Annotated in this window: 21 protein-coding genes; 9 read left to right on the forward strand and 12 right to left on the reverse strand. The window is 70.1% G+C overall.

What is annotated here, in order from left to right:
• Nucleotides 1-3: 3 nt before the first annotated feature.
• From ACFWYM_RS37005 to ACFWYM_RS37030, 6 genes are all read right to left on the reverse strand, one after another.
• Complete coding sequence (locus ACFWYM_RS37005) at nucleotides 4-1446, reverse strand: nucleobase:cation symporter-2 family protein (RefSeq protein ID WP_384847273.1); 1443 nt, start codon at nucleotides 1444-1446, stop codon at nucleotides 4-6.
• Between the two features lie 67 nt (nucleotides 1447-1513).
• Nucleotides 1514-2446, reverse strand: a complete 933-nt coding sequence (pucL, locus tag ACFWYM_RS37010; RefSeq protein ID WP_384847275.1) for a factor-independent urate hydroxylase — start codon at nucleotides 2444-2446, stop codon at nucleotides 1514-1516.
• Nucleotides 2447-2451: 5 nt separating this feature from the next.
• On the reverse strand, nucleotides 2452-2859 hold the full coding sequence (uraH, locus tag ACFWYM_RS37015; protein WP_384847278.1) for a hydroxyisourate hydrolase: 408 nt from the start codon (nucleotides 2857-2859) through the stop codon (nucleotides 2452-2454).
• A gap of 8 nt (nucleotides 2860-2867) precedes the next feature.
• Nucleotides 2868-3377 (reverse strand): 2-oxo-4-hydroxy-4-carboxy-5-ureidoimidazoline decarboxylase, encoded by a 510-nt coding sequence (uraD, locus tag ACFWYM_RS37020; protein WP_384847279.1) that lies wholly within the window; start codon nucleotides 3375-3377, stop codon nucleotides 2868-2870.
• A 189-nt stretch (nucleotides 3378-3566) separates the two neighbouring features.
• Nucleotides 3567-3947 carry a helix-turn-helix domain-containing protein gene (locus ACFWYM_RS37025; protein WP_384847281.1) on the reverse strand — a complete coding sequence of 127 codons (381 nt, stop codon included), beginning with the start codon at nucleotides 3945-3947 and terminating at the stop codon, nucleotides 3567-3569.
• The gene (locus tag ACFWYM_RS37030) at nucleotides 3944-4225 is read right to left on the reverse strand and encodes a hypothetical protein (protein ID WP_384847283.1); all 282 of its coding nucleotides are present in this window, start codon (nucleotides 4223-4225) and stop codon (nucleotides 3944-3946) included. Before ACFWYM_RS37030 ends, ACFWYM_RS37025 begins: the two co-directional genes overlap by 4 nt.
• Nucleotides 4226-4351: 126 nt before the next feature.
• Between ACFWYM_RS37030 and ACFWYM_RS37035 the strand changes: the two genes are divergently transcribed.
• The 5 genes from ACFWYM_RS37035 (at nucleotide 4352) to ACFWYM_RS37055 (ending at nucleotide 11364) form a co-directional block, all read left to right on the forward strand.
• Nucleotides 4352-5185, forward strand: coding sequence for a TIM barrel protein (locus ACFWYM_RS37035; protein WP_384847285.1), 834 nt, complete (start codon nucleotides 4352-4354; stop codon nucleotides 5183-5185).
• Nucleotides 5186-5280: 95 nt separating this feature from the next.
• Nucleotides 5281-6171, forward strand: coding sequence for a 2-hydroxy-3-oxopropionate reductase (locus tag ACFWYM_RS37040; RefSeq protein WP_384847287.1), 891 nt, complete (start codon nucleotides 5281-5283; stop codon nucleotides 6169-6171).
• A 235-nt stretch (nucleotides 6172-6406) separates the two neighbouring features.
• A complete protein-coding gene (locus ACFWYM_RS37045; RefSeq protein ID WP_384847289.1) occupies nucleotides 6407-7873 on the forward strand; it encodes a catalase in 1467 nt (488 codons plus the stop codon).
• 407 nt (nucleotides 7874-8280) lie between these two features.
• Nucleotides 8281-9360, forward strand: a complete 1080-nt coding sequence (locus ACFWYM_RS37050; protein ID WP_384847291.1) for a hypothetical protein — start codon at nucleotides 8281-8283, stop codon at nucleotides 9358-9360.
• Nucleotides 9361-9468: 108 nt separating this feature from the next.
• A complete protein-coding gene (locus ACFWYM_RS37055; RefSeq protein ID WP_384847293.1) occupies nucleotides 9469-11364 on the forward strand; it encodes a protein kinase in 1896 nt (631 codons plus the stop codon).
• Between the two features lie 105 nt (nucleotides 11365-11469).
• Here ACFWYM_RS37055 and gcl read toward each other — a convergent pair whose 3' ends face one another.
• Nucleotides 11470-13257 carry a glyoxylate carboligase gene (gene gcl, locus ACFWYM_RS37060; protein ID WP_384847295.1) on the reverse strand — a complete coding sequence of 596 codons (1788 nt, stop codon included), beginning with the start codon at nucleotides 13255-13257 and terminating at the stop codon, nucleotides 11470-11472.
• Between the two features lie 235 nt (nucleotides 13258-13492).
• On the opposite strand from gcl, the gene ACFWYM_RS37065 reads away from it, so the two are divergent.
• Nucleotides 13493-14341, forward strand: a complete 849-nt coding sequence (locus ACFWYM_RS37065; protein WP_384847297.1) for a hypothetical protein — start codon at nucleotides 13493-13495, stop codon at nucleotides 14339-14341.
• A gap of 74 nt (nucleotides 14342-14415) precedes the next feature.
• On the opposite strand, the gene ACFWYM_RS37070 is transcribed toward ACFWYM_RS37065, so the two are convergent.
• Nucleotides 14416-16053 carry an AMP-binding protein gene (locus ACFWYM_RS37070; RefSeq protein WP_384847299.1) on the reverse strand — a complete coding sequence of 546 codons (1638 nt, stop codon included), beginning with the start codon at nucleotides 16051-16053 and terminating at the stop codon, nucleotides 14416-14418.
• Nucleotides 16054-16205: 152 nt separating this feature from the next.
• Here ACFWYM_RS37070 and ACFWYM_RS37075 point away from each other — a divergent pair, with 152 nt between their 5' ends.
• Nucleotides 16206-17072 (forward strand): response regulator transcription factor, encoded by an 867-nt coding sequence (locus ACFWYM_RS37075; RefSeq protein WP_384847319.1) that lies wholly within the window; start codon nucleotides 16206-16208, stop codon nucleotides 17070-17072.
• Between the two features lie 148 nt (nucleotides 17073-17220).
• Nucleotides 17221-17868: a LysE family translocator gene (locus ACFWYM_RS37080; RefSeq protein WP_384847301.1), complete on the forward strand. Its 648-nt coding sequence runs from the start codon at nucleotides 17221-17223 to the stop codon at nucleotides 17866-17868.
• On the opposite strand, the gene ACFWYM_RS37085 is transcribed toward ACFWYM_RS37080, so the two are convergent.
• Entirely contained in the window at nucleotides 17865-18695 is an 831-nt protein-coding gene (locus ACFWYM_RS37085; RefSeq protein WP_384847303.1) for an SDR family NAD(P)-dependent oxidoreductase, read from the reverse strand. The two genes, ACFWYM_RS37080 and ACFWYM_RS37085, sit on opposite strands and share 4 nt — an antisense overlap.
• An 89-nt stretch (nucleotides 18696-18784) precedes the next feature.
• Nucleotides 18785-19987, reverse strand: coding sequence for a winged helix DNA-binding domain-containing protein (locus ACFWYM_RS37090; RefSeq protein ID WP_384847305.1), 1203 nt, complete (start codon nucleotides 19985-19987; stop codon nucleotides 18785-18787).
• A gap of 222 nt (nucleotides 19988-20209) precedes the next feature.
• On the opposite strand from ACFWYM_RS37090, the gene ACFWYM_RS37095 reads away from it, so the two are divergent.
• Nucleotides 20210-21385, forward strand: coding sequence for a magnesium and cobalt transport protein CorA (locus ACFWYM_RS37095; RefSeq protein WP_384847307.1), 1176 nt, complete (start codon nucleotides 20210-20212; stop codon nucleotides 21383-21385).
• A gap of 31 nt (nucleotides 21386-21416) precedes the next feature.
• Here ACFWYM_RS37095 and ACFWYM_RS37100 read toward each other — a convergent pair whose 3' ends face one another.
• Both ACFWYM_RS37100 and ACFWYM_RS37105 read right to left on the reverse strand, forming a co-directional pair.
• On the reverse strand, nucleotides 21417-22988 hold the full coding sequence (locus tag ACFWYM_RS37100) for an amidase family protein (protein ID WP_384847309.1): 1572 nt from the start codon (nucleotides 22986-22988) through the stop codon (nucleotides 21417-21419).
• A 71-nt stretch (nucleotides 22989-23059) separates the two neighbouring features.
• On the reverse strand, nucleotides 23060-24199 hold the full coding sequence (locus ACFWYM_RS37105; RefSeq protein WP_384847311.1) for an FAD-dependent oxidoreductase: 1140 nt from the start codon (nucleotides 24197-24199) through the stop codon (nucleotides 23060-23062).
• Nucleotides 24200-24490 lie beyond the last annotated feature (291 nt).

Below are 24490 nucleotides of genomic sequence, written 5' to 3' on the forward strand. Positions count from 1 at the left end.
ACCCTAGGAGGATTTGAGTGCCGCGGCGGTGGTGCTGCCGCGGGTGCCGAGGTGGTGGAAGAAGAGGTTCAGCGAGACGGCGACGAGCGCGCCGGCGCTGATGCCGGAGCCGAGCACGGTCTGCGCCCAGGCGGGGAAGTCGGCGTAGAAGGTGGGCGCGGCGAGCGGGATGATGCCGCAGCCGAGCGAGACGGCCACCAGGATGATGTTGGAGCTGTCGTCGAGTCCGGCCTCGGAGAGCGTACGGATGCCGCTGACCGCGATCGAGCCGAAGAGGACGATGCCCGCACCGCCGAGCACCGGCATCGGCACCGTGTTGACGACCGCGCCGAGCACCGGGAAGGCGCCGAGCACGATGAGCGCGCCACCGGCGACGGCGACGACGTACCGGCTGCGGACACGTGTCAGCGAGACGACGCCCACGTTCTGCGCGAAGGCCGAGGTGGGGAAGCCGCCGAAGACGGGGCCGACGAGCGTCGCGATGCCGTCCGTGCGCAGGCCGCGGGTGATGGTCTTCCCGTCGGTCTTGCGCTCGCAGATCTCTCCGAGGGCGAGCATCCCGGCCGAGGACTCGGTCATCAGGACCAGCATCACGATGCACAGCGAGAGGATCGCGGCGGGCTGGAACTCGGGGGCGCCGGAGGCGAAGGGCGTGGGGAGCGCGGCGACGGGCGCCGACTTGAGGGAGCTGAAGTCGGCGAGGCCGAACGGGATCGCGGCGAGCGTTCCGATGAACAGGCCCATGAGCAGGGCGACTTGCTTGAGGAAGCCGCGGCCGAAGCGCTGGAAGAGCAGGATCACGACGAGGGTGAACCCGGCGAGCGCGAGGAAGCGCATGTCGCCGAAGTCGGCGGCTTCCTTGTCACCGCCCTGCGCCCAGGTGACGGGCACGGGCATCAGGGTCACACCGATGAGGGTGATGACGACGCCGGTGACGAGCGGCGGGAAGAAGCGGAGCAGCCGTCCGAAGAACGGTCCGACGGCGAGGCAGAAGACGCCCGCGACCATCACCGCGCCGTAGATGGCGGGGAGTTGATGGCCCTTCGCGCTGTTCTCGGCGATGGCGAGGATGGGCGCGATGCCCGCGGAGGAGGCGGCGTTGACGAAGGGCAGCCGGTTGCCGACGAAGCCCTTGACGCCGAGCGTCTGCAGGATGGTGGCGAGCCCGGCGATGAGCAGGCTGGCCGCGATGAGCCGCGTCTGGGCGGCGGTGTCCAGGCCGACGGCCTGGCCGATGATGAGCGGAGGGGTGACGACGCCGGCGTACATGGCGGCGATGTGCTGGAGAGCGGCGGGGACGAGCCGCGAGAAGTGGAGCTTTTCATCCACCGGGTGACAGGCGGCAGTTGAGTCGCCGTCAGCTGTGTCAGCCGGTGTGCCGGCCTTCTCCGGTGGGGTGGAACACGGGCCCTCGGCTGCTGCCGGCCCCTTTGCTGGCTGTGCCATTGCTGTCGTTCCCTCCGGTGTGGCGCGCCCCCGCTCACTGCGGCGGAGCGGGGGCGCGCGTCCCGCGTCAGAGGTTGGTCATGTCGACCGGGATGCGCTGGTCGGCGCCGTCCCGCAGGATCGTGGCCTCGATCAGGCCGTACGGGCGGTCGGCGGCGTAGTACACGGCGCCGTCCTTGGCCTCGTTGTCCACGCCGCAGAAGGAGAGGTCCTGGCGGAAGTGGTGCTTGTTGGGCGCCGAGATGCGGATCTCGTCGATCTCGCTGCGGTTGTTGATGACGCGCGAACCCATCTGGAAGAGGGTCTGCTGCAGCGAGAGGGAGTAGGTCTCCACGAAAGCCTGGATGATGTGCTTCTTGGCCTGCTCGTAGGACTTCTCCCAGTTGGGCATCCGCTCTTCGTCGGAGGTCCAGGTGTGGCGCCACCAGGTGGACAGCGACGTCGCGAGGATGCGGTCGTAGTCCTCCTTCAGCGTCGTGTAGCGGTCCTTGATGTAGCCCCAGAACTCGGAGTTCGTGGTGTTCATGACCGTCAGGTCCTTCAGACCCGACAGGACCTCGAACTTCTCACCGTCGTAGGTGACCTGGACGAGCCGCGTCTCCTGGCCCTTGCGGACGAAGGAGTGCTTGACCTCGTCGGAGCCGATGAACTTGGAGTTCGAGTCGGACCCGGCGATGCGCTCCCAGGAATACTCCTCGATGCGGATGCGCGCCCGGTGGATCGAGGGCTGGCTGTCGACGAAGTGCCGGGCCAGGTGGATGCCGTACTGCTCGGCGGACTCGATGCCGAATTCCTTGGCGAACGCGAAGCAGGTGTTCTTCGTGGTGTCCGTCGGCAGGCAGTTGGCGTTCGAGCCGGTCAGGTGGACGTCGTCGAGGTCACCGGAGAGGGCGACCGAGACGTTGAGGTCCTTGATGTGGTGGGTGTCGCCGTCCCGCGTGATCTTTACGACCCGGTTCTCAGCCTTGCCGTACTGGTTCTGACCCAGAATGGTGGGCATGTCTGCTAGCTCCCTCGGTAAACGGAGTAGCCGAACGGGTTGAGCAGCAACGGCACGTGGTAGTGCTCGCCCGGCTTGACGGCGAAAGTGATCGCCACCTCCGGGAAGAACGCTCCGTTCGTGCCGCTGTCCCGATTCGCGGGGGCGTCCTGCTGCGCCTCGGCTTGCTGGTTGTTCTTGCTCAGGAAGTACGCCTCGGTCTCGAAGTCGAGCCGTACGTGGGTGGTGCCCTCCGGCAGCGCCGGGAGGTCCTTGCAGCGCCCGTCCGCGTCGGTGGCGCTCTTGCCGAGGTGCTGCCACGCGGCGTCGCTGCCCGAGCGGGCGGCGAGCGAGATGGCGACGGACTCGGCGGGGCGGCCGATGCTGGTGTCCAGGATGTGCGTGGACACCGAAGCGGTGGTCTCGGTGCTCATCGGTCGGGTCACTCCCCTTCTTCTACGAGGCGGTTGAGACGGATGCGGTTGATCTTGCCCAGTTCGGTGCGGACGATCTCCCGCTCCTGCTCCGCGTCGTTGTCGATCCGGACCTTGATCTGGCCGAGCATGAACTCGGCGGTGGCGCCGGTCGCGCAGATGAGGAAGACGTGTCCGAACTTCTCCTGGTAGGCCAGGTTCAGTTCGAGCAGTTCGGCCTTGAGCTCCTCGGAGGCCCCGGCCATCCCGCGCTGCTCGCGGGCGGAGGTCGGGTCTCCCGGCTTCGGGCGCCCGATCGGCGGGTGCCCCGCCATCGCCTCGGCCAGGTCCTCGGCGGTGAGCTCGGCCATGGCGGCGTCGCTCGCGACGAGAAGGGCGTCGACGGCGGCGAAGGGGCGCTGGGCAAGCAGCTTGCTTCCCCACGCCGAAGAGGCGCATGCCTCGTGGAGCGCGGCGGTGGCCGCGGCCTCCTCCAAGGCGTTGAACCGGGAAAGTCCCGGGGTATTGCTCGAAGTCACGGGAAGCCTCCGTGGCCTTGTGCTGGACGGGCTGCGCATTAGCTAAGACCTTCAACAACACCGCGTCAACACTTTGTTGAAATCTCTTGAACAAAGAAGCCGCCACCCGGCATTTCGGGTGACGGCTTGCTTGCTCTTAGTGACGCGAGGCGCTCTCCGTGACCGGGCGACTCCTCCGCGACGACCGCGCTATTTCTCCTTGGCGGCGGAGTTTTCCCTGTTCAGGTAGTTGTACACAGTGAAGCGGCTGACGCCTAGGGCGCTCGCCACAGTCTCCACGCCATGGCGCACGGAGAAGGCGCCGCGCGCCTCCAGTATCCGTACGACCTCCTGTTTCGCCTTCCGGTCGAGCTCGGCCAGGGGGCGGCCCTGCTTGCGCTCCAGGGCGAGCAGAATATGGTCGAGCGAGTCGGCGAGCTGCGGCAGGCGTACGGCGATTACGTCGCGGCCCTCCCAGCTGAGTACGACGTCGTCCGTACCCGCCTCGTCCGGGTCCAGCATCTGGCCGCCCATCGCGTCGACGAGCGGCTTGACCGCCGTGACGAAGGGGTCCTCCCCGATCCCGGTCATCTGTCAGCCCCCTCCACCGGCTCGTCGGGTTCACCCGACTCGCCGACCACGTTCACCTGGAGCGAGACGCGCGTCGCACCCGCGGCCAGGGACTTGCGCAGCAGCGCGTCGACCGCGGTGAGCACCGCGTCGGCGCCGCCCTCCGCGGTGTTGCCGAACGGGCCGACATCCACCGCGTCCAGCTGGGCCCCCTGAATGACCTCACGGGCGACGACCGCGTGGGGCGGGGCCTCGTCGAGGTCGAAGGGTTCGGTCGTGAACTCCACTCTCAATCGCACGGCGACAACCTACTGCGCGGTTCTTGATTTCTGGCAGCCCCCTCTTGACAGCTTCGACGGATCGCAGGCAGTCTTCCATCAAGCAGAAATGAACTTCCGCAATACGGAAGGAGCGCGGAACTCCTCATGGCGTACACCGACCAGCGCTTCAATGTGAACCTGTCGATCCTCTTCACCGAGCTCCCGCTCCTGGAGCGCCCCGCGGCCGCCGCGGCGGCCGGCTTCACGGCCATCGAGCTGTGGTGGCCCTGGGTCGACGCCCCCACCCCCGAGCAGGCCGAGCTCGACGCCCTGAAGAAGGCGATCGAGGACGCGGGCGTCCAGCTGGTGGGCCTGAACTTCTACGCGGGCCAGCTCCCCGGCCCCGACCGCGGCGCCCTCTCCGTCCCCGGCGAGGAGAGCGACAAGTTCCGCGCGAACCTCAAGGTCGCGGCGGACTTCGCCCAGTCCCTCGGCTGCAAGGCGCTCAACGCCCTCTACGGCAACCGCGTCGAGGGTGTGGACCCGGCCGAGCAGGACAAGCTCGCCCTGGAGAACCTGGTGCTCGCGGCCCGTGAGGCCGACCGCGTCGGCGCGATCCTGCTCATCGAGGCCCTGAACAAGCCCGAGTCGCCGCTCTGCCCGATCGTCAGCGCCCCCAAGGCCATCGAGATCGTGGACAAGGTCAACGAGGCGACCGGCCTGGGCAACGCGAAGTTCCTCATGGACCTGTACCACCTCTCCATGAACGGCGAGGACCTCCCGTCGGTCATCGAGCAGTACGCCGCCAAGACCGGCCACGTACAGATCGCCGACAACCCGGGCCGTGGCGCTCCGGGCACCGGCTCGCTCCCCCTCGAGGAGCTCCTCGACCAGCTGAAGAAGGTCGGTTACGAGGGCTGGGTCGGCCTGGAGTACAAGGCCGCCGACGCCGCCGCCTCCTTCGAGTGGCTGCCCCGCGAGGCCCGCGCCGCGCGCTGAGCGCCGCCCGCCGGACGCCTTCGCTGAGCGCCGGGCGCCTTCGCTGAGCGCCAACTCACCCTCGTACACCAGTAGTTGAGAAAGGCAGTACCCTCATGAGCAACCTCCCCAAGATCGCGTGGGTCGGCCTCGGCATCATGGGCTCGCCCATGTCCGAGAACCTGATCAAGGCCGGATACTCCGTCACCGGCTTCACCCTGGAGCAGGACAAGCTGGACCGCCTCGCGGCCGCCGGCGGCACCGCCGCCACGTCGATCGCCGAGGCCGTCAAGGACGCCGACGTCGTCATCACCATGGTGCCCGCCTCCCCGCAGGTCGAGGCCATCGCGTACGGTGCCGACGGCATCCTGGAGAACGCCAAGTCGGGCGCGCTGCTCATCGACATGTCGTCGATCACCCCGCAGACCTCGGTCGACCTGGCGAAGGCCGCCAAGGACAAGGGCATCCGCGTCCTGGACGCCCCCGTCTCCGGTGGCGAGGCCGGTGCCATCGAGGCCGTCCTGTCCATCATGGTCGGCGGCGAGAAGGCCGACTTCGACGAGGCCAAGGCCATCTTCGACGCTCTCGGCAAGACCATCGTGCTGTGCGGTCCGCACGGCTCGGGCCAGACCGTCAAGGCCGCCAACCAGCTCATCGTCGCCGTCAACATCCAGGCGTGCGCCGAGGCCGTGGTCTTCCTGGAGAAGTCCGGCGTGGACCTGAAGGCCGCGCTCGACGTCCTGAACGGGGGGCTTGCGGGCTCGACCGTCCTGACCCGCAAGAAGGACAACTTCCTCAACCGCGACTTCAAGCCCGGCTTCCGGATCGACCTGCACCACAAGGACATGGGCATCGTCACCGACGCCGCCCGCAATGTCGGTGCGGCCCTCCCGGTCGGCGCCACGGTCGCCCAGCTCGTCGCCTCCCTGCGCGCCCAGGGTGACGGCGGCCTGGACCACTCCGCGCTGCTCCGCGCGGTCGAGCGCCTCTCCGGCGCCCAGCTGTAAGACCAGCTGCAACGCCTGCTGTGACGGCGGCCCACCCGCCGCCACAGCGGCTCACAGACTTCCGGGTCGCGGCGGCGCTGACACCTGTCCTGTCGCGCCCAAGCGTCGCCGCGGCCCGGAACCATGCCCGTTCACTCAACTTCAACAAACTGTTGACTTAGCTGGTCAGGCGCTCTTAGTCTCGCGTCACCGTCAGCAGTTCCAGCAGTTCCGTACGGAAGGTCACCTCGCCACCATGTCGAAGCGTGTGCTCACGACCGAGTCCGGCGCTCCCGTCGCCGACAACCAGAACTCCGCCACCGCCGGCGTCGGTGGCCCGCTCCTCCTCCAGGACCAGCACCTGCTGGAGAAGCTCGCCCGCTTCAACCGTGAGCGCATCCCGGAGCGCGTCGTGCACGCCCGTGGCTCCGGCGCGTACGGCTACTTCGAGGTGACCGACGACGTCACCGGCTTCACCCACGCGGACTTCCTCAAGGAGGTCGGCAAGCGCACCGAGGTCTTCCTGCGCTTCTCGACCGTGGCCGACAACCTCGGTGGCGCGGACGCCGTCCGTGACCCCCGCGGCTTCGCCCTGAAGTTCTACACCGAAGAGGGCAACTATGACCTCGTCGGCAACAACACCCCGGTCTTCTTCATCAAGGACCCGCTGAAGTTCCCCGACTTCATCCACTCCCAGAAGCGCGACCCCTTCACGGGCAAGCAGGAGCCGGAGAACGTCTGGGACTTCTGGGCGCACGCCCCCGAGGCCACGCACCAGATCACCTGGCTCATGGGCGACCGCGGCATCCCCGCCTCGTACCGCCACATGAACGGCTACGGCTCCCACACCTACCAGTGGACCAACGCCAAGGGCGAGGCGTTCTTCGTCAAGTACCACTTCAAGACGAACCAGGGCATCCGCTCCCTCTCCTCCGAGCAGGCCGCCGAGATCGCGGGCAAGGACCCGAACTCGCACCAGACCGACCTGCTGCAGGCCATCGAGCGCGGCGTGAACCCGTCCTGGACCCTGCACGTGCAGATCATGCCGGCGGCGGACGCGGCGGAGTACCGCTTCAACCCGTTCGACCTCACCAAGGTGTGGCCGCACAAGGACTACCCGCTGCAGCGCGTCGGCCGCCTGGTCCTGGACCGCAACCCCGACAACGTCTTCGCCGAGGTCGAGCAGTCCGCGTTCTCCCCGAACAACTTCGTGCCGGGCATCGGCCCGTCGCCGGACAAGATGCTCCAGGGCCGCCTCTTCGCCTACGCGGACGCCCACCGCTACCGCCTCGGTGTGAACCACACCCAGCTCGCGGTGAACGCCCCCAAGGCGACCCAGGCCGACAACTACGGCCGCGACGGCCTGATGGCGGCCAACGCCTACGCCCGCTCGCGCAAGAACTACGAGCCCAACTCGTACGACGGCCCGGCCGAGACCGGCCAGCCGCTGTCCGCCCCGCTCGCCATCAACGGCTACACGGGCACGCACGAGGCCCCGGCCCACACCAAGGACGACGACTTCTTCCAGGCCGGTGAGCTCTTCCGCCTGATGTCGGAGGACGAGAAGTCCCGCCTCGTGGCGAACATCGCCGGCGGCCTCTCGCAGGTCTCCCGCGACGACGTCATCGAGAAGAACCTGGCCCACTTCCACGCCGCCGACGCCGACTACGGCAAGCGCGTCGAAGAGGCCGTCCGCGCCCTGCGCGAGGACTCGGACCAGTAGTGACTCCCCAGCTTCGCCGGTGAGTTGACGGGAGGTCGACTCACCGGCGATGAGCCCGCACCACGGACCCGGATGAGGGGTGGTCCCGTGGCACGGGCAAGGCGAGGACCGCGGCGGCTCGCGAGCCAGTGCGGTGGTAAAGGTCCTGGGCTCCCCTTCTCGACCTGAGGGAAGAGGAACCCACGGTCCGTCGCTGCCGCCGCGGTCCCACCCATCGCCTCCACAGAATCCGCCCGGCGACAGGTATGCATGTCCTGCCAGTCGCCCGTCGTCGGGCGGCAGCAACTAGCGGCGAGCACGGGACGGTCCCCGTGCTCGCCGCTCTCTTGTGCCCGTGCTCGCCGCTCTTTTGTGCGTGCGCGCCCGGGCCGTGTGCGTGCGCACCCCCGCCTGGGTATCGGTCAGCCATGCCGCAGCAAGGCGACCTGTACCGGCGCTGGCCCGCCGACGACATTCCCAACTTCGTGGTCTTCCGCCTCGCGGGGCTCTCCATGTCCCCTTCCGGGGGCGCCCGTTGGGACCGCCGCCGCGCGCTGTGCTTCGCTCTCGTCTCCGCCGCCCCCTTGCTGCTCATGGGGGTGGCGATCGGCACGGGTCTGGCGCACGAGCTGAAGATCCCCTCGTATGTGCTCTGGACCGCCTGGTTCGTCGTCCTCGACGTCTTCGGCGTCGGTGCGCACTGGTACGTGTGCCGCCTCTTCCTCGGCGTCGCCGAGGACCTGGACCCCATGCTGACCCCGGCGGGGCGCACGGCCGTGCACGCCTGGCTGGACACCGTGACGTCCCGGTGGCGGCAGCTGCGGGCCATGGCCGTCGGCGGCGCGCTCTTCCCCGGCTGCCTCCTGGTGGCCAACTCGCTGTCCGCGAGGGGCGTCCGGCTCGGCCACGGGCCCTTCCTCTTCATGTCGCTCACGTCGTACGCCGCGGTCGCCTGGACCGGCGCCCTGTTCGGCTCCTGCGGCTACTGGCTGCTCAAGGGCGGCCACCTCACCACCCTCGTCGCGCACCGGGGCAACGTGAAGCTGCTCTGGTCCGCGCCCGCGCGCACCCCCGGCATGGAGACGCTGTCGTCGGCGTACCGCCTGGCCTCGCTGATGGTCACCCTCGGCACGGTGGCCGGGCTGTTCCCGGTCCTCACCTGGGCCTACTCGGGGCCGCCCGGCGCGACCAGCGTCTCCGTGGTGAAGTGGGCCGTCATCACCGTGACCCTCCTCATGGACGCCGCCTTCTCCCTGGTCCCCCAGTGGCGCCTGTCCATGGCCATCCGCGCGGCCAAGGCCGAGAGCCTGCGCAAGATCTCGGAGCTGCTGCCGGAGGAGGTGCCCACGGCCCGGCGCCCGGTCGACGAACAGACCGCCCGCAACATCGAGTTGCTCGCCATGGTCGCGAGCAGCCCGAGCTCCACGATCACGGGGCAGACCGTGGCGGGGGTGATCCTGGCGCTGGCGGGGGCGACGGTGCCCTGGCTGGCGCAGGTCGTCTTCTGAGCGGCTCAGCCGGCCCGACCTCGCCTTCACCGCGAACATCAACAGCCACTATTCTCAACCGGGTTGCGCCAGTGACCGGGCGAGATCAGTCGGGGGATTCAAAGCATCATGAGTGGTACGAACGAGGACGACCAGGACGACTTCGTCGACGGGGGCATCAAGCCGCTGCTGGTGAGCGACCCCGCGCGCATCGGGCCGTATCTGCTGCTCGGGCGCCTCGGCGCCGGCGGCATGGGCCGCGTGTTCCTCGCGCGCTCGGACAGCGGGCGGACCGTCGCCGTGAAGGTCGTGCACGAAGAGCACGTGTCCGACGCCCAGTTCAGAGCGCGCTTCCGGCGCGAGATCGAGGCGGCGCGGCGGGTCGGGGAGCAGTACACGGCGCCGGTACTCGACGCGGGCCCGGCCGACGCGCCGCCGTGGGTCGCCACCGGCTATGTCCCCGGGCTCTCCCTGGAGCAGGTCGTACGCCGCCACGGGCCGCTCCCGGCCGAGTCCCTGCACGCGCTCTCCGACGGCCTCCTGAAGGCGCTCAAGGACATCCACGGCGCCGGGATCGTGCACCGCGACCTGAAGCCGTCCAACGTGATGCTGACCGTGGACGGCATGAAGGTCATCGACTTCGGGATCGCCCGGGCGATGGAGACATCCGTCGAGTCCCTGCTGACCAGCACGGGAATGGCCGTCGGCTCGCCCGGGTTCATGTCGCCGGAGCAGGTGCGCGGCGAGCGCGCGGGCGTGAAGAGCGATGTGTTCACGCTCGGCTGCGTGCTGACGTACGCGGCGACCGGGCAGCTGCCGTTCGGGCAGGGAGCCAGCAACCAGCACGCGGTGATGTTCCAGATCGTGGAGGGCGAGCCCGATCTGACGCGGATCAAGGACGCCCCGCTGCGCGCGTTCATCGCCCGGTGCCTGACGAAGGACATCGACGAACGTCCGGGCGTCGACGAGCTGTTGGCGGACGACGAGCGCCCGCGCCCCTCGTCCACCCGCGCCGCCTGGCTGCCCGCGAAGGTCGTCGCGCGCCTCGCCCAGCAGTCCGCGCAGCTGCTGGACGCGGAGGCGACACCGCTGCGTGAGGAGCCCGTACAGGAGGCTCCCGTGGACCGGGCGACGGTGGGCCTGCGCCCCAAGGACGACGAGCGCAGCCCGGAGGCGGCCGCCGCCGCGGTCATCGCGGCGCGCGGGGCCGCCACGGCCGAGGACTCCGAACGGCGCCCCCGCCGGCGCCGCACCCTCATCGCCCTGCCCATCGTCGCTGTGCTCGCCATCGGCGGCGGCACGGCCGCTCTGCTCCAGCTCCAGCCCTTCGGGAAGGACGGCGGGGACGGGACGCAGGCCAAGCCGCCGGGCACCAGCCAGAGCGCCACCCCCGGCGCCGACAACTCACCGGCCACGCCCAGCAGTTCCCCCTCCAAGAAGAAAAAGAAGGACGGGGACGCCGACAAGGGCAAGGACGGCAAGAAGGAGGACGACAAGAAGGGCAAGGACGACCCGGACTCCGAGGAGAGCGAGGGCAGTTCGGGCAAGCAGGGCGGCGACAGCGGCGGCAGCGCGTCCGGCGGGGGCGGCGACACCGGCTCCGTCGGCGACGGCGGGTCCAGCTCCGACGGCGGCGGTTCCGGCTCCGGCGGCTCCTCCGGCTCGGACAGCGGCGGCAGCTCGGGCGGCTCGTCCGGCTCCGGCGGCTCGTCCAGCGGCTCCAAGCCGCCCGCCCTGACGGCCTACAAGCTCGAGTGGGTCCACGGCTGCGTGGGGGCCTGCGACATGCCGCTCCGGGTGACCTGGGACGCGATCCCCCGGGCGACGAAGTACGACATCCACTACACCAACAAGGGCAGCCAGTACACGAAGAAGAACGTCGACACGATCCTCTCCACCGGCAACACCAGCTACACGATCAACGGCCCGTACTCGGGCGACAAGATCTGTGTCGCGGTCCGCGCGGCCAACAGCCACGGGGCCTCCGCCTGGGCGGAGACGTGGTGCGCCGAGGTGCCCTACTGACCGACGGCTGGCGGCTGACGGCTGACGGCGATCGACAGCTGACAACAGAAGGGGCGGCCCACCCCGCTCGGGTGGACCGCCCCTTCTGTGGTGCGGGTGTCTGACTCAGACCTTCAGCGGACGGATCGCCGTCGGGGCGTGCCCCGGCTCCGTGGCGAGCTCCTCGAACTCCTTGACCGCGCTGATGTCGGCCGTGGGGCTCATGGCGATGTTGGTGATGCGCTCCAGGATCGCCTCGACGACGACCGGGACGCGGTACTCCTGCGCCAGCTTCTTGGCCTGCTCCAGGGCGGTGCCCAGCTCGGCCGGGTCGGTGACGCGGATCGCCTTGCAGCCCAGGCCCTCGGCGACCTTGACGTGGTCGACGCCGTAGACGCCCAGTTCGGGGCTGTTCTGGTTCTCGAACTCCAGGTTGACCTGGAAGTTGATGTCCAGACCGATCTGCGCCTGCCGGATCAGGCCCAGGTAGGCGTTGTTCACCAGGACGTGGACGTACGGGATGCGGTGCTGCGCACCGACCGCCAGCTCCTCGATCATGAACTGGAAGTCGTAGTCGCCGGAGAGCGCGACGACCTGGGTGTCCGGGTCGGCCTTGGCGACGCCGAGGGCGGCCGGGATGGTCCAGCCCAGCGGGCCCGCCTGGCCGCAGTTGATCCAGTGGCGCGGCTTGTAGACGTGCAGCATCTGCGCGCCCGCGATCTGGGAGAGGCCGATCGTCGTGACGTAACGCGTGTCCTTGCCGAACGCCTTGTTCATCTCCTCGTAGACGCGCTGCGGCTTCATGGGGATGTCGTCGAAGTGCGTACGGCGCTGCAGCGTCGACTTGCGCTCCAGGTGCGAGGCGACCCACTCGGAGCGGTCGGGCAGCTTGCCCGCGGCCTTCAGCTCCTTGGCGACCTCGACGAAGAGCTCCAGGGCGGCCTTGGCGTCCGAGGTGATGCCGTAGTCCGGCGCGAAGATCTTGCCGATCTGGGTCGGCTCGATGTCGACGTGCACGAACGTGCGGTCCTTGGTGTACACGTCCAGCTTGTAGCCGGTGTGACGGTTGGCCCAGCGGTTGCCGATGCCGAGGACGAAGTCCGACTCCAGGAACGTGGCGTTGCCGTAGCGGTGGCCGGTCTGCTGGCCGACCATGCCCGCGTTCAGGTCGTGGTCGTCGGGGATGGTGCCCCAGCCCATCAGGGTCGGGACGACCGGGGTGTTGGTGATCTCGGCGAACTCGACCAGCAGGTCGGAGGCGTCCGCGTTGATGATGCCGCCACCGGCGATGATCAGCGGGCGCTCGGCCTCGACCAGGAACGTGATCGCCTTCTCGATCTGGGCGCGGGTCGCGGTCGGCTTGTAGACCGGCAGCGGCTCGTACGTCTCCGGGTCGAACTCGATCTCGGTCTGCTGGACGTCGATGGGCAGGTCGATCAGGACCGGGCCCGGACGGCCGGAGCGCATCAGGTGGAACGCCTGCTGGAAGACGCCCGGGACCTGCGCGGCCTCCAGGACCGTGACGGCCATCTTGGTGAGCGGCTTGGCGATCGAGGCGATGTCGACGGCCTGGAAGTCCTCCTTGTGCAGGAGGTGGCTCGGGGCCTGGCCGGTGATGCACAGGATCGGGATGGAGTCACCGGACGCGGAGTACAGACCGGTGATCATGTCGGTGCCGGCGGGACCCGACGTACCGATGCAGACACCGATGTTCCCCGGGTTGGCCCGGGTGTAGCCCTCGGCCATGTGGGAGGCACCCTCGACGTGGCGGGCCAGCGTGTGATCGATCCCCCCGACGTTCTTGAGCTCCTTGTAGAAGGGGTTGATAGCGGCGCCCGGCACGCCGAACGCGTTGGTGACGCCCTCGCGCTTGAGGATCTCAACTGCCGCGGCGGCAGCGGTCATACGAGCCATTGAGTACTCCTGCTTCGGCTTGCGGATTCCGGCTCCCGGCGCGCCCCGCGGTGAGCTTGTGAATTCCGTTCCTGCTCCACGTGGTCCGGGCCTCGCCTTCGCGGCGACTTCCGTATCGTGGAAATTATGTTCTGCTATATGGAAGCAATGTAGGGGGCGTGAGGGAGACCGTCAAGAGCCGTCTGTTGTGCCAAACCCACTGCCGCGCCCCACCCCGTTGGTGGACGATGACCCCATGTCCAGGTCCATGGATGGAACCGGCCCCGCCGCCGGCGAGGGCGTCCCGGTGCGCTGCCCGGTCTGCGGCCGCCAGCACACCTACGCACCGCCGGCCTTCCCCTGCGCGTGCGGCGCCCCCGTCACCCCGCCCATGGCCCGCGGCACGGTCATCGCCCCGGTCACGGACCGGTCCTGGTCCGACGAGTGGGTCACGGTGCGGTGCGGTGCGTGCGGCCGCAAGGACCAGTGGCCGCAGCCGGAGCTGGGGTGCGGGTGCGGGGCGGTGCTGCGGATACCCGTACGACTCGATTCCCCGAAACCGGCAGAGCCCGCGGAGGCGGCGGAGGCGGCGGAGGCGGCAGGGACCGCGGAAGCGGCGGAGGCGGCAGAGACCCCTGAGCCGGCAGAGCCTCCCGGACCGCCCGGGCCCGCAGCAGCCCCGGCCTCGCCCGAACCCCGGAAGCGGTTCCTCTCCCCCCGGCCCCGCCCGGCCTTCGAGCCCATGACGATCCGCACGGTCCGCGACGCCGTGACGGCGGTCGCCCTCTATCTGCGCTGGCTCGGCTTCCAGGACATCAGCGGCGGCAGCCAGCGGCCCCCGTCCGGGGTACGGGTCTGCGCGCGCGGCATCGTCGCCCAGGTCGAGCCCTCGGTGCGCCCCGCCTCACTGCGGGACGTCGAATGCGTGTGGCTGACCGGCCTGACCCAGGACGCGGAGTGCGCCTGCTTCTCCCTCTCCGGCTACGCGGACGACGCCCGCGACCGCGCGGACGAACTGGGAGTGCCCCTCTTCGTACTGGACCTGACGGGCACGCCGCAGCCGGTGAACGGGGCGGCGGACGACCTGATCGGCACGAGCGGGTAGCGACGCCGTACGAGGGGTCAGGCCCCGTACGCAGGGTCAGGCCCCATATGCAGGGTCAGGCCCCGTACGCAGGGTCAGACCCTGTACCGCTCCCTGAGCTCGATCTTGCGCACCTTGCCCGAGACCGTCATCGGGAACTCGGTCAGGATCCGCAGCCCGGACGGGATCTTGTAGTGGGCCAACTGCCCGGCGCAGTACTCCCGCAGCTCGGCCAGGGTCAGCGGGTTCGCCGGGTCGCGCAGGATGACGCAGGCCAGCGGGGTCTCCCCGTACCGCTCGTCGGGGACGCCGACGACCTGCACATCGGCGATCTTCGGGTGGCCGTACAGGAACTCCTCCACCTCACGCGGGTAGATGTTCTCGCCACCCCTGATGATCATGTCCTTGATGCGCCCGACGATCTGGACGTACCCGTCCTCGCGCATGACCGCGAGGTCCCCCGTGTGCATCCACCGCCCCGCGTCCAGGACCTCCGCGGTCCGCTCCGGCTCGTCCCAGTAGCCGAGCATCACGCTGTAGCCGCGTGTGCACAGCTCACCGGACTCGCCGCGCGGCAGCGTGCGCCCGCTCGCCGGGTCGACGACCTTCACCTCGATGTGCGGCAGCACCCGCCCGACCGTCCCGGTGCGCCGCTCCAGGTCGTCGTCCATGCGCGTCTGCAGCGACACCGGCGAGGTCTCGGTCATGCCGTAACAGATGGAGACCTGCTCCATGTGCATCTCGGCCACCACCCGCTTCATGACCTCCACCGGGCACGGCGAGCCCGCCATGATCCCGGTGCGCAGCGAGGAGAGGTCGTACGTCGCGAAGTCGGCGAGGTTCAGCTCGGCGATGAACATCGTCGGCACCCCGTACAGGGACGTGCAGCGCTCCCGCTCGACGGCGTGCAGGGTGGCGACGGGGTCGAAGGACGGCGCGGGGATGACGATGCAGGCCCCGTGCGAGGTGGCGCCGAGGTTGCCCATGACCATGCCGAAGCAGTGGTAGAAGGGCACGGGCAGACAGACCCGGTCCTGCTCGGTGTAGCCGACGGTACGGCCCACCCAGTAGCCGTTGTTGAGGATGTTGTGGTGGGAGAGCGTGGCGCCCTTGGGGAAGCCGGTGGTCCCGGAGGTGTACTGGATATTGACGGGGTCGTCACAGCTCAACTCACCCTCACGGTCCCGGAGTTCGGCGACGCCGACCCCCTCCCCCGCCCGCACGAGCGCACCCCACGACACCTCGTCCCCGATGTAGTGCACGGCCCGCAGCGCGGGACAGTCCCCCCGCACCTCCTCCACCAGCGCCCGGTAATCACTGCTCTTGTGCGCAAGCGAGGCGACGAGCAGCGAGATCCCGGACTGCTTCAGCACATACGCCAACTCATGGGCGCGGTAGGCCGGGTTGATGTTCACCATGATCGCGCCGATGCGCGCGGTGGCGTACTGCACGAGCACCCACTCCGGGCAGTTGACCGCCCAGATCCCGACCCGGTCCCCCTTGGCGACCCCGGCCCCGATCAGCCCGCGCGCCAACGCGTCGACGGTGGCGCCGAATTCGGCATAGGTCCAGCGCGCCCCGGAGGCCATGTCGACCAGCGCGTCGCGGCCCGGCCACGCCTCGATCGCCCGGTCGAGATTGCGGCCGATGGTGTCGGGGAGGAGGGCGGTGGTGCTGGTGCCGTGGGCGTACGAGAGCGAACCGTACGGGTGTTCATTCACCTGTTCAGTCACCGGAAGTCCTCCTCCTTGCCGGACGCTGCCCCACATCGTGTAATGCGTGATGCGGGTCGCACTACCCCCGAACGGGGGTGCCGTACAGGGAGAGGGCGGAGCACGTGACGGCTGAGGCAAGTGCGGCCGGCGGGGCCGGTGAGGCGATCGAGATGCGGGCCGCGCTGGTGCGGCTGCGCCGCGGCACGGACCTGCCCGTCGCCTTCGGCGGTCTGATCGAAGACACCGTGGACGCCGCGGACACGGGAACCGGCAGAGGCACCGTCGGCCAGAGGGGCGGACGCCGGGTCCGCATCGCGGAGTTGAGCGGCACCGGCACACACGTACTGCGCGGCCTCACCATCGCCTCCGGCAGCGGCCTGGGCGGCAAGGCCATCGCACTCTCCCGCCCGTGCGCGGTCACCGACTACCGGGTCTCGCGCCACATCAGCCATGAGTACGACGTGGCGGTGGAGACGGAGGGCCTGCGCTCGGTGCTCGCCGTACCGGTGGTGGTGCGCCGCAGGGTGCGCGGCGTCCTGTACGGCGCCCTGCGCTCGGCCCAGCCCCTGGGCGACCGGGCCCTCGCGGCGGCGGTGGCGGCGGCCCGCGACGTGGAGCAGTCCCTGGTCGTACGGGACGAGGCCCACGACCTGCTCGCGACGGCGCGCGAACCGGTGCCGGGCCCCGGGGCGAGCGGCGCATGGGAGCAGATCCGTGAGGCGCACGGCGCGCTGCGGGCCCTGGCTCCACGGGTGCTGGACCCGACGCTGCGGGCAGAACTCCTGTCGGTGTGCGGCCAGTTGGCGACGGCGGGCGCGACGATGACCCCACCGGCCCGCCCGGTGAGCCTGGCACCCCGGGAGGTGGACGTGCTCGCGTGTGTGGCGGGCGGCGCGACGAACGCGACGACGGCGGAGCGGCTCGGGCTCCGCCCGGAGACGGTGAAGGGCTATCTCCGCTCGGCCATGCGGAAGCTGGGCGCACACACGCGTCTGGAAGCGGTGGTGGCGGCCCGGCGGGCGGGCCTGCTTCCATAGGGCCCTTGAGACGTACGATCCCCGCACCCCCAAGGACTCGGACGCCTGGGGGACCCTAGGACTCAGACGCCTTGGGGGGCACCTCCAAGGACTCGGACACCCTGGGGATACGGGGGGGGACAGACAACACACGGGGGTGTAGAGCGACATGGTGTCCACCGACCGATTCCTGGCCTTCGCCGCGATGTCACTGCTGGTCATCGTGATTCCAGGACCGAGCGTGCTCTTCGTGATCGGCCGGGCCCTGGCACACGGCCGGCGCACGGCGGTGGCGACGGCGCTCGGCAATGTCTTCGGCTCGTATCTGCTGGTCGTGGCCGTCGCGTTCGGTGTCGGCGCGGCCGTGGAGCGTTCCGTGGCGGTGTTCATGGCGGTGAAGCTGGCGGGCGCGGCGTACCTGGTGCTGCTCGGCGTCCAGGCGTTCCGGCACCGCAAGGACATGAAGGCGTCCGCGATCGGGACGGCGCCGACGGGCCCGGCCCACGGCGACCTCCGGACGGTCCTCGACGGCGTCCTGGTGGGCCTGACCAACCCGAAGGGCATCGTGTTCTTTGCTGCGGTGCTGCCCCAGTTCGTGGACCACGGCGCGGGCCGACTCCCGCTCCAGATGCTGCTGTTGGGCCTGGTCCCGATCAGCATCGGCCTGGTCACGGACACCCTGTGGGGCCTGACGGCGTCGGCGGCCCGCACCTGGTTCGCCCGCTCCGACCGCCGCCTGTCGATGATCGGCGGTGCGGGCGGGTTCACGATGATCGGGCTCGGTGTGACGGTGGCGGCGACGGGCCGGGCGGACTAGGACGGCAGGGGAGCCCGCTCCACGAGAGAGCGGGTCAGCTCCATGAGCCGGGCCCGCGCCTCCCCGTCGTACGCCTGCTCATGGGCCCGTACGTCCGTGAACTGATCGAAGTAGCGGCCGGTGACCCCCTCCAGCGCGGGATCGACGAGCAGCCGCACGGTGGGCCGCACCCCTTCGTCGACACCGACAGCGGGCGTCAGCCCGTACTCACGCACACCGTTGGTGTCCATCAGGTGCGCGGGGTGGAGCGTATTGACGACGACACCACTGCCCTCCAGCTCGGCGGCCAGCTCGAACGTAGCCATGATCAAGGCGAGCTTGCTGCGGCAGTAGGCGCGCAACCCTTCATACCCGCGCTCCAGCATCACATCATCGAAGTCGATGGCCTCCTGCCCGATCGAGGCGACGTTGACGACGCGTGCGGGCGCCGAGGCGGTGAGCAGCGGCAGCAGCCCCCGGGTCAGGGCATAGGGCGCCAAGTGATTGACGGCGAACCGCAGTTCATGCCCCTGCGCACTCACCTCCCGGCGCAGCGGCTCGGCCCCGCCGCCCGCGACGGCGTTGTGGATGACTCCGTCGAGCCGTGGTTCGGCGGCCCGGATCCGGTCGGCGAGGGCGTGCACCTGGTCGAGGTCGCCGAGATCCGCGAGGTAGGTGCGGACGTCGGCGCCCGGCGATGCGTCCCCGACCTCGGCCACGACGGCGTCCAGGCGCCCCTGGTCCCGGCCGTGCAGGAGGAGGGTGTGCCCGCGCTCGGCGAGATCGAGGGCGAGGGCACGGCCGAGGCCCTGGGTGGCACCGGTGATCAGGGTGATGCGTCGATTCATGCGCTCATCGTGAGGGGGCCGCAGGCCGGCCGGGGAGTGCGTGGCTGACCTGGTGTCGGGACCACCAGGCTGGCCTTCGGGGACGACGGCTAGCCGGGGATGACCGTGCCGAAGCGGATGTCGTACGAGGAGGAGGCCCCGAGCACATCGAGGGTGCGGGCGGCCTCGGCCTGGACCTCGCCGCGCTGGGCCCGGGACAGCGCTCCAAAGGGCTGAACGGTGAGCACATCACCCCCGTCCCTCCCGTCCCTCCCCTCATCAAGGGCCCACACCCCGGCCAGGAACCCGTCCACCAGGAAGGTCCGGTAGGCGATGTTCCCCTTCCAGCTGCGCCCCCAGTGGGCGGCGGGGATGACACGGGTCCGGTCGGCGTGCGAGAGCAGCAGGTTGTCGAACTCGGGCAGGAAGCGGACCGGCGCGGAGGTGTCCTCGTCGGGCAGCGGCGCATCGGCAAGGTCGAACAGCTCAACTCCCGCCTCGCTGCGGAAGGTTCGCAGCCCGGGCCGCAGCCGCTCGAAGGCGTCCCGGGTCCGGGTGAGACCGGCCCAGGTCTGGAAGTCCTTGACGGAGGCGGGCCCGAAGGCACGCAGATAGCGCAGTACGAGGTCGTCGAGGCCGGGCAGGCCGCCGAGACCGGACAGGTCCGCGAGACCGGGCAGGTCCGCGAGTCCGGACGCGTCCGCATCGCCCACCACCACTCCCCGCCCCACCCACTTCTCGACGGTGGTGAGCGCGACCTGGCCGCTGCGCCGCCACAGCCCGCGCGGTGTGACCTGCACAAGGGGCAGCAAGCAGCGGGCGGCCACGGCGAGGGACTGCGGATCACCGTCCGGCCACTTCTGGGACAACTCCGCACGCAACTGCTTCATGGTGCGGGGCTCCTCCTCCACCAAGGCCCGTGCCAGCACGGCGAGTTCGTCGAGGTCGACCCCGACGAGCCCCTTGCGAAAGGCGTTCAGCTCCCGTCGACGGGCCACCTGCACGAGCGGCCGCACACCGAGGGCGTCAGCGGCGGTGTGGAGGTGGATGGTGGAGCGCAGGGTGACGATGCGCACGAGCTCGCGCCGCTCGATGAGCCCGGAGAGAGCCTCGGGCGCAAACCCCTCCAGCCGAGCGGCCAGCGCGAAGTAGGGCGGCTTCACCTCCTGCGCCTGGAGCCCGATGAGACGTTCGACGGCGTCGCTGACGGACACCTCACCGACGGGCGCCCGCCGCAGCAGGAGCTGCCGGTCGAGGGTGGCGCGGTTGAGGGCGCGGGTGCTGAGGACGGGGGCACCGGTCGTCTTGGTCATGCCGGAACGGTAGCGAGAGCCGAGGACAGCTACGGTCCGCAAGACGCCAGGGGGCCAAGGAGCCAACCCAACCCCGCCCCCGCCCCCGCCCCCAACCCTGAGGAGGCATCTCCCAACTTTTGGGACGTATGTCCCGCACGGCTATCCTTCACGGCGTCCGCCGAACCACCACGAACTGACGCGAACGTGCCGAGGAAATCCCCGACCGGGAGGTCAGCCCCCATGCCAGAACGCCGCGCACGCCGCCCCGCACCGGGGTCGAAGAAGCACACGTGGCGACGCGCCGCGTCCCTGGCGAAGCCGTCCACGACGGGCCGCGCCCCCGACCGCACACCGCACACCCCGCCCCCGCCCACTCCCTCGCCCGCGCACCAGCCGGGCAGCATCGTGCACGCGGCGCTCTACCGCGACGGCGTACGGGTCTCCTCGCCGGACTCACTCGCGGACACGTACCGCGAGCTGCGCGAGGAGCCGCACGGCATGGCGTGGATCGGCCTGGCCCGCCCCACGGAGGCCGAACTCCTCTCCCTGGCAGCCGAGTTCGACCTGCACGAGCTGGCGGTCGAGGACGCGATGGAGGCACACCAGCGCCCGAAGCTGGAGCGGTACGGCGAGACCCTCTTCGTGGTCCTGCGCGCGGCCCGCTATCTGGACGCCCCGGAGGAGGTGGACTTCGGCGAGCTGCACGTCTTCGTGGGACCGGACTTCGTGATCACGGTCCGCCACGGCGCGGCCCCCGACCTCTCGGCGGTCCGCCGCCGCATGGAGGAGACCCCCGACCTCCTCAAACTGGGCCCGGAGGCCGTCCTCTACGCGATCCTCGACGCGGTGGTCGACGGCTACGCCCCCGTCGTCTCCGGCGTCCAGAACGACATCGACGAGATCGAGACCGAGGTCTTCAGCGGCGACCCGGAAGTCTCCCGCCGCATCTACGAACTCTCCCGCGAAATGGTCGAGTTCCAACGCGCGACCCGCCCCCTGGTCGGCATGCTGCACGCCCTGATGGCGGGCTTCGCGAAGTACCGCACGGACGAGGAACTCCAGCGCTACCTCCGCGACGTGGCCGACCACGTCACACACACCAGCGAACGCGTCGACGGCTTCCGCCAGGCCCTCGCCGACATCCTGACGGTCAACGCGACACTGGTGACGCAGGAACAGAACGCGGAGATGAGAGCGCTGGCGGAGGCGGGCTTCCAGCAGAACGAGGAGATCAAGAAGATCTCTTCATGGGCGGCGATCCTCTTCGCCCCCACCCTCGTCGGCACGATCTACGGCATGAACTTCGACGCGATGCCGGAGCTGAACTGGGCGTTCGGCTATCCCTTCGCGATCCTGCTGATGGCCGTGGTCTGCGTGAGCCTGTACTTCATCTTCAAGCGGCGGGACTGGCTCTGAGCCTCCCGTTCCCGGGAGGCTCAGCCCCGCGTCACGTCGTCGGCAGGTAGCGCGGTGCCCGCCACGCCTTCAGGCGGTTCTCCACCGCGGCCCCCAGCGACAGGAGCTTGGCGTCCTGGTGGTCGCCGGCCATCAGGAGTACGCCGACCGGCAGTTCGTCCACGGACCCGGCGGGTACCGAGAGGGACGGGTAGCCCGCGACGGCGGCCGGGGTGGAGGACGGGATGACGTCGTTGTCGCCGCGCGCGCAGTCGGTCGTCCAGGCCGGCGGGTTCGTGGGCGAGGCGATGGCGTCCAGGTGGTGGGCCGCCATGGTCTCGTCGATGGAGCGGCTGGAGAGGTCCTTCAACTCGGCGCGCATGGCACGGTACTTGGGGTCGGTGGTGGGGGGAGCGGCGAGGGCCTGCTCGAACAGCTCCTGGCCTGCGAAGCAGGACTGCTCCTCGGGGTGGGAGCGGTTGAACTCGATCAGCTCGGCCAGGTTCCGGGGGCCCTTGCGTGTGCTCAGGTAGGCGTCGATGTCCCGGTGGAACTCGCTGAGCAGCGCCGCGAATTCGAGTTCGGCGAGTCGCGCCTGGTACGGGGGTGTCACCTCGACGACCTCGGCTCCGGCCGTGCGCAGCTTCTTCGCCGTACGGGTCATCAGCGCGTCCACCTCGGGGCCGAGGGAGGGCAGGCGCCACAGGCCGATCCGCTTGCCGCGGAGGCTGGCGGCGGGGCCTGCCGCCGTCTCCCGGGCCTCGCCCTGCCCCTCGCTCAGCACCGAGAGCGTGAGCGCGGTGTCGATCACATTGCGCGCCATGGGCCCGGCCGTGTCCTGCTCGGCGGAGATCGGCACCACGCCCGACTGGCTGACCAGGCCGAGGCTGGGCTTGTGGCCGACGACGCCGTTCATCCCGGCCGGGCACACGATGGAGCCATCCGTCTCGGTGCCGATCGCCACCTGCGACAGCGACGCGGCGAGCGCGGCGGCCGAGCCGGCGGAGGAGCCGCACGGGTTCCGGTCGAGGACGTAGGGGTTGTTGGTCTGTCCGCCCACCGCCGACCATCCCGAAGTCGGTTTGGCGGCACGGAAGTTGGCCCACTCGGACAGGTTGGTCTTGCCGAGGATCACCGCTCCCGCCCTGCGCAGCCGGGTCACGAGCACGGCATCGGTGGCGGGCGGGCTCCCGGCGAGTGCGAGCGACCCGGCCGTCGTCGGCATGTCGCGGGTGTTCACGTTGTCCTTGAGCAGGACGGGGATGCCGTCCAGCGGACCGAGGGTCTTGCCGTGCCGGTGCCTGGCGTCGCTGGCGGCCGCCTGGCGCAGCGCCGTCGGGCTGGTGCGCAGCACGGCGTGAATCTTGGGATCGACGTTCTCGATCCGTCTCAGGTAGGCCCGGGTGAGCGCCGACGAGGTCAGCGAACCGTGCGCCATGCGCGTCTGTAACTCCGGAATCGTCACGGTGTCCAGGTCGACTCCGGGCGCGAGAGGCGACCTGGTGGACTTCGTCGACCTGTCGGCGCCGTGTCCGGCGGCTTCCGCCCCCGCGTTCGGTACGCCCATCAGAAGGGACCCCGCGACGAGGGCGGCGGTCATTGCGGCCATGCTTCTCTTCCCCATGCGGCTCAGCGGACTACACGGACAGCGTCCGGCGCAAGGGGGTCTTCGCTCGCCCTCATGTCCCCGTGTCCTCAGGTGGTGAAGAAGTTGATCATTTCCTGGGGCGTGGGGTCGTGGGCGACTGCGGTGGCAGCCGCGGCGCCGCGGGGGAACAGCCCTCGCTCGTACGCGGTGAGGGCGGTCTCGATGTCGTCGGGGTGTGCGGCGAGGGCCTCTCCGAGTTCGGCGCCGTCCTGCATGGCCAGGTTGGCGCCTTCGCCGTTGGGGGTGGAGAGGTGCGCGGCGTCGCCGACCAGGGTCACACCCGGCACCCGGTCCCAGCGGTGTCCGACCGGCAGGGCGTGCAGGGGGCGCAGGACTGGCGGGATCTGGCCGCCGGTGATCAGGGCGGTGAGTTCCGGCGCCCAGCCGGCGTACTCCTCCACGATCCGCGCGGCGGCCGATGCGACCTCGGCGACCGCGGCGACCGCGGCCGCATCGGTGAAGTCGATGGCGGCGAACCAGTCCTGAGGCTTCGTCAGGGTGATGTAGGCGTGGAGGGTCCCGCCCTTCTCCCGGTGGGCCACGAGCCACTTTCCCTTCTCGTCCGGGTCGAGCGCCACGAGCGTGCCGCCGCCGACCGCTTTCGCGGTGGCCGGGTGCCTGCTGTCGGCGTCGTGCAGGGAGGTCTCGACGAAGGACCGGCCGACGTATTCGGGTTGGGCGTCGGAGAGCAGCGGCCGGACGCGTGACCAGGCGCCGTCCGCGCCCACGAGAAGGCTCGTGACGATCGTGGTACCGCCCGCGAAGGTCACCTCGTGGCGGCCCTCGGCGAGAGGGCGGACGCCGATGACCTTGCGGCCCCAGCGGACGGTGCCGTCGGGGAGCGCGTCGAGCAGCATCCGCCGCAGCTCGCCGCGCTGCACCTCGGGGCTGCCGCCCGTACCGTCGTCGGCCCTGTCGAACAGGACGGTCCCGTCCCGGCCGAGAAGCCGTAACGCCTGACGGCCCTCCAGGACGATGCCGCGGAACTCGTCCATCAATCCTGCTTCCCTGAGGGCGAGTTGACCGCTGCGCTCATGAATGTCGAGCATCCCGCCCTGCGCACGCGCCGTCGGGGAGGACTCCGCCTCGTAGACCGTGACCGGAATGCCGTGGAGGTGCAGGACACGGGCCAGGACGAGGCCACCGAGTCCGGCTCCGATGATCGTGACAGGGGTACGGGTTCGCATGGGGCTCCTTGCGTGTCGCGCTCCTACCGGGTGACCCCCGGCAGGAGCGCTAGAGGGAGGGAAGGCGGAGGCAGGGGGCGGGAGCGGGACGAGGGCCGGGTCCATGCCCCGGGCGCGAGCAAGCACGGAAGGACCTGCAGCCGGGCGACGGCGCAAGGGGTGGGGACGCGGCTACGGGCCCGCAGCCGGCCGACGACGCAAGGGGTGGGGACGCGGCGGTATGTCCGCCCGCAGTACAGCACCCCACCCACCCCAGTACTCATGAACTCGTCCGGCGCCCCCGGCTTTTCG

It is taken from the genome of Streptomyces sp. NPDC059009 (assembly GCF_042740175.1).
Classification (GTDB): domain Bacteria; phylum Actinomycetota; class Actinomycetes; order Streptomycetales; family Streptomycetaceae; genus Streptomyces.

Coding starts and splice junctions, on each gene's coding strand:
- ACFWYM_RS37005 (WP_384847273.1), bottom strand. CDS start 1,446: ATGGCACAGCCAGCAAAGGGGCCGGCAGCAGCCGAGGGCCCGTGTTCC.
- pucL (WP_384847275.1), bottom strand. CDS start 2,446: ATGCCCACCATTCTGGGTCAGAACCAGTACGGCAAGGCTGAGAACCGG.
- uraH (WP_384847278.1), bottom strand. CDS start 2,859: ATGAGCACCGAGACCACCGCTTCGGTGTCCACGCACATCCTGGACACC.
- ACFWYM_RS37025 (WP_384847281.1), bottom strand. CDS start 3,947: ATGACCGGGATCGGGGAGGACCCCTTCGTCACGGCGGTCAAGCCGCTC.
- ACFWYM_RS37035 (WP_384847285.1), top strand. CDS start 4,352: ATGGCGTACACCGACCAGCGCTTCAATGTGAACCTGTCGATCCTCTTC.
- ACFWYM_RS37040 (WP_384847287.1), top strand. CDS start 5,281: ATGAGCAACCTCCCCAAGATCGCGTGGGTCGGCCTCGGCATCATGGGC.
- ACFWYM_RS37045 (WP_384847289.1), top strand. CDS start 6,407: ATGTCGAAGCGTGTGCTCACGACCGAGTCCGGCGCTCCCGTCGCCGAC.
- ACFWYM_RS37050 (WP_384847291.1), top strand. CDS start 8,281: ATGCCGCAGCAAGGCGACCTGTACCGGCGCTGGCCCGCCGACGACATT.
- ACFWYM_RS37055 (WP_384847293.1), top strand. CDS start 9,469: ATGAGTGGTACGAACGAGGACGACCAGGACGACTTCGTCGACGGGGGC.
- gcl (WP_384847295.1), bottom strand. CDS start 13,257: ATGGCTCGTATGACCGCTGCCGCCGCGGCAGTTGAGATCCTCAAGCGC.
- ACFWYM_RS37065 (WP_384847297.1), top strand. CDS start 13,493: ATGTCCAGGTCCATGGATGGAACCGGCCCCGCCGCCGGCGAGGGCGTC.
- ACFWYM_RS37075 (WP_384847319.1), top strand. CDS start 16,206: ATGCGGGCCGCGCTGGTGCGGCTGCGCCGCGGCACGGACCTGCCCGTC.
- ACFWYM_RS37080 (WP_384847301.1), top strand. CDS start 17,221: ATGGTGTCCACCGACCGATTCCTGGCCTTCGCCGCGATGTCACTGCTG.
- ACFWYM_RS37085 (WP_384847303.1), bottom strand. CDS start 18,695: ATGAATCGACGCATCACCCTGATCACCGGTGCCACCCAGGGCCTCGGC.
- ACFWYM_RS37090 (WP_384847305.1), bottom strand. CDS start 19,987: ATGACCAAGACGACCGGTGCCCCCGTCCTCAGCACCCGCGCCCTCAAC.
- ACFWYM_RS37095 (WP_384847307.1), top strand. CDS start 20,210: ATGCCAGAACGCCGCGCACGCCGCCCCGCACCGGGGTCGAAGAAGCAC.
- ACFWYM_RS37100 (WP_384847309.1), bottom strand. CDS start 22,988: ATGGGGAAGAGAAGCATGGCCGCAATGACCGCCGCCCTCGTCGCGGGG.
- ACFWYM_RS37105 (WP_384847311.1), bottom strand. CDS start 24,199: ATGCGAACCCGTACCCCTGTCACGATCATCGGAGCCGGACTCGGTGGC.